The 12,898-nt window shown below is 65.8% G+C and carries 4 protein-coding genes; 1 reads left to right on the plus strand and 3 read right to left on the minus strand.

Translation table 11 applies throughout. The features are described from left to right. Nucleotides 1-703: 703 nt before the first annotated feature. A complete protein-coding gene (locus tag ACFYOS_RS12415; protein ID WP_387139213.1) occupies nt 704-1,801 on the plus strand; it encodes an IS110 family transposase in 1,098 nt (365 codons plus the stop codon). Nucleotides 1,802-1,857: 56 nt separating this feature from the next. On the opposite strand, the gene ACFYOS_RS12420 is transcribed toward ACFYOS_RS12415, so the two are convergent. The 3 genes from ACFYOS_RS12420 to ACFYOS_RS12430 all read right to left on the minus strand — a co-directional run bounded on the left by ACFYOS_RS12420 (nt 1,858) and on the right by ACFYOS_RS12430 (nt 12,531). Then, on the minus strand, nt 1,858-2,256 hold the full coding sequence (locus ACFYOS_RS12420; RefSeq protein ID WP_387139216.1) for an SMI1/KNR4 family protein: 399 nt from the start codon (nt 2,254-2,256) through the stop codon (nt 1,858-1,860). 29 nt (nt 2,257-2,285) lie between these two features. Further along, complete coding sequence (locus ACFYOS_RS12425; RefSeq protein ID WP_387139219.1) at nt 2,286-9,416, minus strand: FG-GAP-like repeat-containing protein; 7,131 nt, start codon at nt 9,414-9,416, stop codon at nt 2,286-2,288. Between the two features lie 304 nt (nt 9,417-9,720). Then, nucleotides 9,721-12,531 (minus strand): NACHT domain-containing protein, encoded by a 2,811-nt coding sequence (locus ACFYOS_RS12430; RefSeq protein WP_387139222.1) that lies wholly within the window; start codon nt 12,529-12,531, stop codon nt 9,721-9,723. Between the last annotated feature and the right edge of the window lie 367 nt (nt 12,532-12,898).

A 12,898-nucleotide genomic window follows, 5' to 3' on the forward strand; every position in this document is an offset into this window, starting at 1 on the left:
GAGGGTGGCATCGACAGCGGCCGGACCAAGTTGGGCCGCCTGGGCAGCGGCGAGCAGTTCGCGTACGTGTTCGACTTCGGTGACGACTGGGCGCACCTGTGCACGGTCGCCGAGTCCCGCACCGAGCCGCTGGAGACGCTCGGCTTCCTGCCTGCCCAGCCAATGCCGTACTTCGGGTGGGGTGACTTGCCCGATCAGTACGGCGGCGTTGGGACGGCGACCACGGGGACTCACCGCGGCCGAAGCCGCCGCGACGCCCGCTCGCCGAACTTCCGCCACTGCTGCCCCGGCGGGGACCTCGTCAACGCGGACATTGACGACCCCCCTCCGGCGACACGCACCTGGACACCTTCACGCCCACCTACCTGGACATGCAACCGAGAGCGGGTCAACGACTTCACTGCTCAAGCCTGCCTCGATCATGCCAACACTCAACGCAACTGTGAGTGTGAGGGTGCGGTTCTGAGATCGTAGGAGCCGTGCTCCCGCGGGCCGCGGTCTGACCCGCAACGCAACCGGCTCAGTCGATGCCTTCGCGCTGATCTGTCGACTGTGGCTCGCGGGAGGGCCTGCTGTCACCGGACCGGTAGAGCGTGTCCCGATAGGGGCCTTGCTGCAACAAGGGCACCATCACAGTTCTGACCGCCCTGCCGGCCCGGCGATGGCCATCCGCCGTCCCGAGCCACCAGGAGACAAACGGTCCATGTCCAGCATGCCAAACACCGCCCCGGACGGTCAGCCCGACCCGGCCGGCGAGGAGGTCATCCTCGGCGTCGACACCCACAAGGACGCTCACGTCGCCGCAGTGACCACCCCACTCGGCGTCCAGGTCGCCTCTGCCAGCTTCCCGACCACCGCCGCCGGCTACCGCGACCTGCTGGCTTGGGCACGTGGTTTCGGCGACCTCCGCCGCGCCGGTGTCGAGGGAACCGGCTCTTTCGGCGCGGGCCTGGCCCGCTACCTGCGCAACCAGCGTCTGACCGTGATCGAGGTCAACCGCCCCGACCGCGCGGCGCGCCGCCGCCACGGCAAGACCGACACCATCGACGCGATGGCCGCCGCCCTGGCGGTGCTGTCCGGCCGGGCCGCCGCCACCGCAAAGACCGCCGACGGGCCGGTGGAGATGCTGCGCATGTTCCGCCTGGCCAGAGCCTCCGCGGTGAAATCCCGCACCCAGGCGGTCAACCAGCTCAAGGCCGTAATCGTCACCGCCGCAACGACGCTACGCGACACCTTGACCGGCCTGTCCAACACAGCGTTGATCCGCCACTGCGCCGCCCTGCCTGACACCGCCCCGACCGACGTGGCCACCGCCACCGTCTACACCCTGCGCCGCCTGGCCCAGCGCATCCAGGCACTCACCGCCGAGGAACGCGAACTCCAGCGTCAGATCACCGCCGTGCTGAACTCGTACGCGCCACAGCTGCTGCAACGTCACGGGATCGGCCCCGACAGCGCCTCCGCGCTGCTGGTCACCGCAGGTGACAACCCCGACCGGATGCACAGCCAGGCGTCCTTCGCCGCGCTATGCGGCGTCAACCCGATCGAGGCGTCCTCGGGCAAGACCCGCCGGCGCCGACTCAACCGCGGCGGTGACCGCCGCGCCAACGCCGCCCTCTACCGCATCGCCCTGACCCGATCACGCGGTGACCAACGCACCCGCGACTACCTCGACCGACGCAGCAGCCAAGGCCTCACCCGCCGCGAAGCCATGCGATGCCTCAAGCGCTACATCGCCCGCGAGATCTACCACCTGCTCCGCCGGCTCGATCCCGTAGATCCGACCCCACGAACCGCTTGACAGAACATAGGGGCATCAGAGCCACCTCTGCTCCCCGATCCGAAGCGCCGCCTATGTCACCTTTGTGAAATCTCGTGGCGCAAGAAATCAGTAAATGAACTCCATTCCCGAGAGACCTCCTTGTCGCCCTCCTGATACATGCACACCGGCGGATCGTCCGACAACGCATTTGTCATCCAGTAGACTTGGTATCCCTGATGCATTGCAAAGACGACAACGCCCCTTGGTGCGAGGCCAGGAACACCGCTGTCGGCAAGCAAATCGAATGCGTCATGCTTGATACCGAGAATGCCAGGATAGAAGGCATCCGTACCCGCAAGGAGAAAGCCGGCTTTCCTGCCCATCAGCCGAAGGAACTCAACGTAACGACTCGGTAGCGTGGCGACGGATTGATCCCTCGCGATCTCGGCTATCTCCGCCTCCGAAATACCGACAAGTTCGCCGGACGCGAACATGCCAAGCTCTTCTATGAGTGATCCCATCACTATCCCCAACTCACGTTCACTCGAATACCAGGAAACATTTCCCGGAACTGGTCAATAACAGACGAACAGCTTGGGCATGGCACCCTCTCAGAATACAAGTTGATCGTGCCTCGTGCATTCGGGCTGAGATTCGCGGCGTAATGCTCAAAGATCTTGTTCTCTGAATCAAATGGCCTCTCACCTGGATTGAACACGCGGCTTTTAGGTGCGGCTACAGAGCCGGGATTTGTGTGTTGCCCGCTAACTCCAATGCGTTGCCCAGACACGCCGTCAATATCATGCTGCGCAACAGCGACGTTCCTCCGACTGCCGACTCCATTAGCCGGGTTGGCACGGTATTCAGCAGCCACCTGCTTAGGTGTGCAGCTATCCCCCTTGCAGCCCGGATTGTTACTGGGCCGATTTCCACCGGCGGGCTTAGTGCTCTGCGTCGGCCCAGATTTTGTCGACTTGGGCGGCCTGGGCGGATCGGACTTGGGCGGCTTGGGCGGATCGGACTTGGTCCGCTTGGGCGGCTTGGGCGGATCGGACTTGGTCCGCTTGGGCGGCTTGGGCGGCCTGTGCGGATCCTTTTTGATGATCTTCTTGAGGAGCGCGGCAGCTTTTCCGATGAACTTGCCTAGGAATTTTCCGAACGCCTTTGCGAGTATCCCTGCACTGGCGAAGATTGCGCCGCTCTTGCCTATAGCACCGCCACCGCCGAGTCCTCCCCCTCCCGCGGAAGCGCCGCCTCCGCCCCCGTCGTTCGGTTTCCACTGGAGGCCATCGGGGTCAGTGAAGGTGATGGGGCTGTTGTTGCTGTAGGCGTAGGCGTTGAGGTGTTGCGGTTCGTAGTAGTCGATGAGGGGGTCGACGGAGAGGAACCGGCCGGTGGTGGGGTCGTATTCGCGGGCGCCGAGGTGGGTGTAGCCGGTGGGGTCGGTCGTGCCACCGACGAAGCCCTTGTCGTCGGGCCAGGTGGCGGGGGGTGCTCCGCGGTCTTCACCGAAGGGGGTGAGGCGTCGGCGGGTGGTGGTGAGGGTGGTGGCGTTGATGGCGACCTGCGTGGTGCCTTGGTGGTTGGCGGCCGTCCAGGTGAGGCCGTCGTTGGTGGTGCGGATGGCGTTGGGGTAGTAGCGGGTGGCGGTGACTTGTCCGGTGGTGTGGCTGAGGTGGTATTCGGTGTCGTCCAGGTAGAGGGTTTTTTCGGTGCCGGGGTTGTCGGCGATGAGGCGGTTGCCGTCGGGGTAGTAGATGTAGGTGTGGGTGGTGGCGCCGTTGGCGAGTTGGGTGAGGTGGCCTTCGGCGTCGTAGGTCAGGTTCTGGTCGGGCTTGCCGGTGGCGGTGCGGGTTTGGAGGTAGCCGCCGTTGTCGTAGGTGTAGTGGTTGGCGGGTTCGCCGCCGTCGCTGGTGATGTCGGTGAGGGCGTGGGGGCGGGGGCTGCCGGCGGGGGGGTAGGTGTAGATGCGGGTGGTGTCGCCGGTGCCGCTGTGACGGGTGTCGGTGGTTCGGTTGCCGATCTTGTTGTATGTGTAGGAGTGCCAGTAGGCGTCGGTGCCGCCGACGAAGTTCTGGCTGGGTGTGGTTTGGCAGGTGGTGGCGGTGGTGGTCCAGGCTTCGGTGAGGCGTTGCAGGTAGTCGTAGCCGAAGCACTGGTTCGCCACGACGCTGCGACCGTTGGTTTCTGCGATGCTGGTGATGTTGCCGGCGGAGTCGTAGGTGTACTGCTCGGTGAGTTTCTCGTCCCACGTGTCCGGGACGGTCTGGTTCTCGGTCTCAACCAGGTACGCGGTGAGGCGGCCAGTGGCGTCGTCGACCGTGTTGGTCAGGCGGGCCTGTTTCGTGCCGGAGGCCAGGATTTGCTGCTTGACGGCGCCGTGCCAGTAGTACTGGGCGCTGGCGAGGTAGGTGTCGAGGCCGGTGACGCCGGTGAGGTAGCCCTCGTCGGTGTAGGTGTAGGTGACGGTTTCGGCGGGGAGCCCGCCCTTGGCGGGCAGATCCGTCGTAGCGGGCGACCCGTTCGGGTTGTAGCCGTATCCGGTGGTGTAGGTGCCGGCGAGGGCTCCCTGGCTGGCGGGGATGGTGTTGGTCTGCCCGGTGGGTTGGTAGAGGTCGGTGTAGCCGGTCACGGCCTGGACGTAGTCGCCGGTGGGGTCGTGGCGGGTGGCCGAGGTGGGGTAGCCCTTGGCGAGGGTGTCGTAGAGCCAGGACACGCGCAGGTTGCCGGTGGCGTTGTCGTCGCGCAGTTCAGTGGGACGGCCGAGGGCGTCGTAGGCGCGGTAGAGGACCTCCCCGCGGCCGTCGGTGCTCGTGATGACCTGGTCGTTGTTGTCGTAGGTGTATGAGGTGTTGCCGGCGTCGGGGTCGGTGCTGGTGGTCAGCCGGTCGAGGCGGTCGTAGGTGTGGTTCCAGGTGTTGCCGTCGGCGTCGGTGACGGACTTCAGACGGTCGAGACGGTCGTAGGTGTAGGTCGTTTCGTCGTAGGGGCCGCTGAGGTTGGTGCTCTGGTATTGGCGTTGGGTGGTGGTGCGGCCGAGGGCGTCCTCGATGAGGGTGGTGGGGATTCCGCCGGAGGGTGGTTCGACGGTGACGCGGTCGCCGTCGCGGCTGAGGGTGATGTGCCACTTCTCCGTGTTGAGGGACCAGAGGGCGTCTCGGGTGAGGTCCTCGGTGCCGTCGTAGGTGTAGCGGCGTTGAGTGGGGACGGTGGCGTCGGTGAAGGTCACCAGGGTGCTGGTAGGTGCGCTGACGTTGTTGTAGAAGGCGGATTCGGCGGCGACAAGTCCGCGGGCGTCGTAGCGGACGTCGGAGATGACACGTTTGCCGTCGGGCGCGGTGGTCTGGGTTTGCCGCGGACGCAGGTGTCCGTCGTAGATCTCGAAGGAGCTGATCTGGCTACCGTTGGGACCGAGGGTCTTCGTCTGCAGGTAGTTGGCGACCGAGGCGCTGTCGGTGCCGTAGACGTACTCCTGGTTAGGGGTGTCGGCCGTGGTGCGCCCTGGCAGCCAGATCTTCAGCTGCCGCCCGAGCGGATCGTAGGTCGTCGTGGTGGTCTTGTCGTTGGGATCGACGACGGTGCTGGGCAGCCCGCGCAGGTTGAGGTTGGTGGTGGTGGTCTGCGACTTGGGGTTGGTCTCGTCGACCCGGGTGACCGGGCCGCCGGTGATGGGCGTGTAGACGGTGGTGGTGGTGTTACCTAGGGCATCACTGGATGTCAGGACCCGGCCGAGGGCGTCGTAGCTGGTGGTCCAGCGGGTAATGTAGGTGGGAGTGGCCCCGGTGAAGTCCGACAGGGCTTCGATCTTGGTGGGCAGTCCTCGGCTTCCGATGGTCCCGACGATGGTGTTGTCGTCGTAGTAGACGCGGGCGCCGGAGAGGGTGTCGTCGGGGCCGGGCGTCGTGGCGCAGTTGGTGGTGGTCGTCTGGGACAGTGGCTCGATCAGCCAGGCGGTGGTGTTGCGGGCGTATTCGACGGTGGTGCAGGTGTCGTCGGTGGAGACGGCGACGTCGCCGTGCTCTTCAGTGCGGGTGAGGGTGCCGTACGTGGTGTCGTAGGTGTTGACGGTCCTGGTGGTGCGCCAGGTTGCTGAGGCGGCGAGCCAGGTCATGTCGCGGGTGGTGCCGGGCTCGGTGTAGTAGGCGTAGGCGGTGGATGGCTGGGCGAGGTCGCTTGGTGACTGTCGCTGGGCGGTCTGCTGCAGCCACGGCGTCGTGACGGACTTTGTTAGTGGGATGCCGCCAGCGCCGTTGTAGTCGATCTCCTCGTGGAGCATGCCGGCGAGGTGGGAGTGGTCCTCGGTGACCTCACCCAACGAGTTGGTGATCTTCGCGTCGCGGGTGTTCTCGCCGGCGTCGGTGCGGTCGCCGTCCATGCCGCGGAAGTACAGGGCTCGGGTTTGCGACTGGGCCTGCCCGGCGATGCCGGTGGTGGTGGTGACGGTGGGCCAGCCGCGGAAGTCCGACCAGGAGCGCTTCTCCAGCGGGTTGCTCCAGGTGGCGGAGCCGTCGTTGTGGTGCCACAGCACGGTCGTGGAGGATCCGGCGGTGGAGTAGGCGTAGGTTTCCTCGACGTCGGGGCTGCCGCCGACGAGGTCCTTGTCGACCACCTTGGTGACGCGGTACTTGTTCCACCAGGACCAGCCCGGGGCGGGGGCGGCCGGCGGGTAGTAGTACTGCGGGAAGCAGCGCTTCGGGTTGTTGTCCGGGTTCGCCTGGGAGGCGACGGTGCAGTCCGATCCCTCGTAGGTCACGTTGGTTTCGCCGCCGGTTTCGTTGCTGACGCGGGTGATCCGGTAGCGGTTGACCATGGGGACGGCCGCGGACAGGTTGTAGTCGGTGCGGTTGGCGTAGCGGGTGCCGCCGAAGGTGGTGGCCGGCAGCGCCTTGGTGCCGCCGTCCTTGCCGGTCTGAACGATGGTCGCCAGCCACAGGGCGGCGCTGACGTCGGTTTCGCCGGTGGCCGGGTACTGGTGCGTGAGCACCCATTCGTCCATGTCGGCGTAGGTGGATCCGTTCCACGCCTGGGTGGTGACCTTTGCCAGCCGGCGGGTGGTCCAGAACGACGGGCTGATGTTCGTCGGGCAGGAGCTTGTCGTGCAGTTGAGGTCCCACGGGGTGTCGGGCCAGTTCGCGGTGATGGGCGTCGACCCGGACCAGCAGGAGGCCAGGCACCGGTCACCCGCAGTGAAGACGACCTGCATGGGTGCGGTGCCGGTGAGTTCCTGGCCGGCGCGGGTGCCGTACTCGATGCGCTGGAGCGTGCCGCCGCGCTCATACAAGGCGGTGGTGTTGGAGTTTCCAGCCAGTCCGGTGCGGGCCTGTTCGCGGCTGTACCAGTAGGAGATCGAGTTCTGGTGGGGGTCGATGACATGGTCGAGGTTCCATCGCCACGCCTGGGAGCAGTAGGAGGCGGTGAAGCCGGTGGCGCGCCAGCACGGCTCGTCGGCGGTGTTGCCGAAGACCGGCGCGGTCCAGACGGATCCGGTTTCCCGTTGGTTGGCGGTCCAGCCGGGCAGGCGGGACCGGCCGAAGTAGTACTGGACGCCGTCGGTGGTGGTCAGGCGCCAGTGTTCCCCGTTGTCGTCGCCGTTTTTGAGCCGTAGCCCGTCGGTGAGGTTCTGGGAGTTGCCGGTCTTCCAGCCGCCGGTGCCGTTGCCCGCGAGCAGGTAGAGGTCTTTGCTGGCCGCCTCGCGCCAGAGCACGTCGGGCTTGCCGTCACCGTCGAAGTCGCCGCCGGACAAAGCGATATCGGCGCCGTTAGGCCCGGAGGCGATCTTGGTGCCGATGCCGGTGATGAACCCGCCGGCACCGTTGCCGGTGTAGATCATCAGGTTCTTGGTGGTGGCGTCGCGGGTGATGACGTCGACCTTGTTGTCGCCGGTGAAGTCACCGGTGGAGAACATGAGGTCCTGGCTGTTGAAGCCGTTGCCGATCGATTCGCTGCTGCCGGTGATCCAGCCGCCGGTGCCGTTGCCACGAACCATGAACAGTTGGCCGTCGGAGGAACGCCGCCACAGGATGTCGATCTTGCCGTCGCCGCTGAAGTCGCCTCTGCCGAAGATGACGTTCGCGGTGCTGAAGCTGCCGATCAGTTCGCTGCTGCCGGTCAGCCAGCCGCCGGCGCCGTTGCCCCGCAGCAGATAGACGGTGCCGTCGGAGGTCTTGCGCCACAGCACGTCGGCCTTGCCGTCACCGGTGAAGTCACCGGGCGAGAGGATGAGGTCGGCGCCGCTGATGGACGCGACGGGTGTCGCCGCGCCGTTGTTGAGGAACCCTCCCGTGCCGTTGCCGCGCAGCAGGTAGAGGTCGTTGTCCGCGGCCCGGCGCAGCAGCACGTCGGCCTTGCCGTCACCGTCAAAGTCGCCGGGCGACAGGACGTTGATGGCGGCGTTCCAGTCCGCGCCGTCGCGGATGAGCTCGATTCGGCTGCCGTCATCATCGGCCAGCCGCCACGTCCCGGTGGTCGTGTCCCGCACCAACTCGGTCGATCGGCCCTGCCAGGACAGGGTGGCGTTGTCCTCGCGCCAGCACAGGTCACCGGTGGCGTTGGTGTAGGTGGGCGCCGGGAGTTGGTCGTCCTTGCATGACCGGTAGGACCGCTCAACGTAACCCGGCTCGTAGTTCCACCCCTCCCCCAGCCACGACGTCTGCCCGCTCTCACCGTTCGTGCGGCCGTCAACGGCACCGGAGGAGTAGCCGAAGGTGACGTCCGGGTCGAGGTCGCCCGGCGAGGATGGCATATCGAGGGGGTAGGAGTAGCTGAAGTCGCCGGCGGACTGCCCGGCCTGCCAGCTCGACGACTCCGCCAGCGACGTCCGGGTGAACGAACCCGTCTCGCTGTCGGTCCCCGCCGCCAGGGCCACCACCGCATCCGCCGCCAACGCGCCCTCGCCGGCGCCCAGGGAACTCACATCCCCGCCGCTGCTCACCGCAAGGTCCACGCTCGCCGACACCACACCGGAGGTTGTGTCATTCGTAGAGGTCAGGACTTCCTCGACACCGCAGCCCGCCGCAGAAGCCGCGGCCTCGCCCGCACATGGCGTCATCCGCACCAAGCGCAGCCGCGAAGCCCAGTCCGCCCCGTACGCCTCACGAAAGCCCGAATAGTCAACCTCAACCCGGACACGGGCCCGCGCGGCACCCGGGTCGACCCGGTCAAGTCGTAGCAGCACCGGCACGCCGGACACCGCGGACTGGGCTTGGTCGGCAACCTCTACGCGAACCTGCGCCGGCGCCACGACAGATGAAGCGACATCCTTCGTCAGACGCACCGGCAGGCCACCCACCCGGGTCCGCTCCACCTCACCGGCGCCCGGAGTAGACGCGACCTGCAGCACGGCCGACCCCGACGACGGCAACACCGCCGATCCAGGCTGCCACTTCCGGCCATCGGAAGGCGAAACACCGCGCTCACGCACCGGCAGCCTCTTCACCGGCACCGAACGGTCCTTCGCCGCCACCGCCGAGGAGCCACCACCTGCCGCCACGGCCGGCGTCGCCGGCACCACCGTCACCGCCAACAGGAACGCCGTCGCGAGACAGCCGCGACGCGCCAGCGCATGTACGCGGGCGAATACCGACGACGAACGCACACCATCGATCACTCGGGCCTCCCCAGGCGAGCAAGTGATCGGAGACGTTAAGTAGATCAACACCAGCCGTCAAGATCACGGCACAAACTATCACCACAAAGCCGACAAAGATCCATTAACCGACCGAGGCCTTCACTCGCAGTTACGAGCCTCGATTTGGCCATTCCGGCCTTACCGCCCGAGGCGGTGGGTTGTCGCCTGCGAGCGTGTCCGCCCATAGCGCCGCGGGATTGACCATTTCGGAGCCGCCGAAGAGGTCAGCGACCAAGTAGCCGATCACAGCCAGCGTGCCCTCGCCGAGCCTCCGATCGGCGTGTGCGACATCGGCACCTGACGACGCACAGGGCCGACGAGGAGCCGAAGCTCAGGAGACGGCGGTGGCACGAACGACGTCGTAGTAAATGATGCTCATGCGCTGACCGCACCACCGGTCGAACGCCTCGGCGTCGGCAGGCTGCAAAGCGGAGCGCAGGGCCTCCGGAGCCGACGTACCGACGCCCGATCGAGCCTGGAGGAGCTTGGCGACAACTCCATCGACCGGGTACTCACCGAGACGGTAGCGACTCTCGATGATCTCGCAGATGCAGAGGACGAGGCAGAGCACTCCGATCAGCACCTCGGGTCCATGACCCACAGCCCTGGTGAGCGCGGCGGCAGCGAGATCGGCCTGGCCGGTTCCACCGAGGACGTATTGGTTGAGCCGCCGACTCCCGGGGTGGTTCTGCAACGAGCCGGCGAGCTTGCTCAACCCCCCGGCCTGCCGCCCGAGCCAGCGGAGGCCACGGATCGCCGCTATTCGGCGGGATCGCTCCGTCTCTCGGTCGGCCACTGCCCTCAGCAGGGTGACGGCGACCGCGGGCGGACCATTATCCGCGAATTCGGACCAGGCGCCGGTCAGCAGTCGATCGAGCGTACCCGACAGGCTTTCGCCGAGCTGGCCGGCGAGGGCGTCGAGGCGGACGATTCCCTCCTGCACGAAGAAGTCCAGCAGCCATTGCCGCCCGTTCGCGATCTTGACCAGCTCACCGACGTTACGGCCGCTCAGACAGCTCAGCAGGATCTCCTCCATGCCGGTCGAGTACCGGAAGTCGGGGAGAAACATGGTGCGCAGTACGTCGTGGGGCACCGGAACAGTGAGCGACAGTGTCACCAGCTTCTTGAGCGCGGTGCCGTTCAGCATCACCACGTCGGCAGCAGCAACGACGAACTCCATCGCAGAGGACCTGAAGTCACCGGTCGCCCCGCTGATCAACTCCAACAGGGCCAGCATCGCTTTCGACGTCCCGAGCCGGCTCCGTTCCCCGTACATCAGAAGGGCGATTTGGGCCAAGATCTCGCCCTCCCCCGCCTTCATCATCTCGAAGACGTGTTCGGCGAGCTCCTCTGGGGAGTCCGAAATGCGAGTCAGGCGGTATGCCGCGAAGTACTCGTAGAAGCTTCGGTGGGTAAAGGAGTAGACGTCCTCGCCGTCGTGATCAGCGCCGATCTTTGTGAACATCCAGCCGCGGTCCCTACAGAAGTCGACGATCTCGCCCGCCACCCGGAGCCCCTCGGCAGTGTTCGGTATCGCCTCCGCCTCCAACGCCTGCGAGATCGCCTGCAGCAAACGTCCCTTTGTCATACCGTTGCGGTAAGCCTCGCTGCTCCTAATCAACTCGGCCACCGCACTGAGGGCAAACTCGTACATCCCGATTTCCCAAGGGTTCACCCGAATGCCCCGGGACAGGTCCCAATCACGCAGCAGCAGTTCAATGCAGCGACGATAGATCTCCGGGCGTCGCCGGGGAATGTCCTTCGTTCCCCGGTAAAGGACGCACACCAGCGCCAGCATGAGTGGGTTGGTTCTCAGGTCGTGGATCGACTCGCTGCCGCGCATGAAGTCGTCCACCGTCTTTTTCAAATCCCAGTGGAGCTGACGGGAGCTGAGCGCAAACCACTTTTCTACGTATTCTCGGACCTGGTCGACCCGGAACGGTTGGAGCGTGAACTCCGTGAAGACGTCGGGGTCTAACTGCACGGCCGAGTAGCCCACCAGACGGGCGGTCACCAAGAATCGGCACAACGGGAACATCCGCTGTGCCGATTCGACCACCTGCGCGATCTGTTTCCTGCGATACATGGGTGCAACCTCGTCGAGCCCGTCCAGGATGACGAGGGCGGCACCGTTCAGGAGCAGCTCCTCGACGAGCCCCGCAGGCGCCGGACGCTGGTAGACGGAAGAGAGAAGGCGCTCAATCTCACGAACCAGGTTGAATCCCGCCTCGTCCATACTGAGCTCACGAGCACGAAGATAGAAGGGCGCACCCCGATCCCGAGACCACAGCACCGCGAGTGCGGCCGTGGTGGTCGACTTGCCGGCTCCGGGATCGCCGAGGATCACCGCCTGGGTTAGGTCGTCGAAGAATTCTTCGAAGCTGAGCCCGAGGTCGTATCGGAATGGGCTGGACGGGATGTAGGAGACGTTGTAGACGGCGTGGAAGCTCGGCTTCACGAAGATCTCGCCGAGTCGCACCCGCCGCTTCGGCCCTATGTCGAACAGCGGTATTTGGCTGTGCACCTTACCGAATTCACTCTTGTAGCTGGTCAACCAACGCTCGGCCTCCTGCACGCTCGCACGCCCGGGGCTGTTGACCACGGCGAGGTGCCGCTCAATCGATTCGAAAAGGGACCTGGAGATCTGTCCGAGAGCCCAAGCGTGTACTGTCTCCTCCTGCGGAACGTCCCGCTTCAGCTGTCCGGCTACTGCTTCGCACGCCGCGTCCAAGGCCGCGTTGAACTTGGCCTGATATGCCACCAACTGCGGGCTGACGGGCACCCCCGTCGACTCCACCATCCATTGGTCGAGCGCGGAGAAGATCCGTTCGCGGTTGTGCGCCGAGGCCTCCAGTACGTGGATTGCCACCAACTGGGTGGCGTACGTGCGGAAGGTCGGCGAATCAATGCTCTTCTTCACCTTGGCGTAGGTCAGGCCCGGCGGAAGCCCCTCCAGCCCCGCCAGAGTGGAGAAGCCGGTGCGATGCGGGCCCTGGATCTGCAGGGATCGACCGAAAGCACCACCCGCCTTGACCAGACCCTTCTTAGTCAGAGCGGACTGAATCGTCTGCACGAAGGGCTTTACGCTGGCGGCAACAGCCGCCGTCAGCAACTTGACGACCGTGTCGGGGCCAACCGTCATGAGTCCATGCTGGAGCTTGCCCGCACGGATGTCGAGTCCGGTAGTCGACAACCGCAGGCCCGGTTTCTACGCACTCGCGACGCAGCTCGGACTACTGCCGCGCAATGCCTCATCACGTGCCGCAGCACCCCTGTTCGAGGCCGGCGTCGCAGACGATCGCCCGCCGGCAGCTTGACCACTTCGGGCACGCCGAAGAGGTCACCGGACAGGAAGCCCTTGTCAGAGGGTTGCCGGTGGGATTCGAGCCTCAGCTTCCGGGATCTATACCGACGCCACCACCGCGGAGCCCAGAGCCGTACGTCGATGCAGCATGGCCCTCGTGAGTGGCGTCCGCGGGCCTCAGGACGACAGCCGGCACGAGCCCGGC

This window comes from Micromonospora sp. NPDC005806, assembly GCF_042871425.1.
In the GTDB taxonomy this organism is placed as follows: domain Bacteria; phylum Actinomycetota; class Actinomycetes; order Mycobacteriales; family Micromonosporaceae; genus Micromonospora.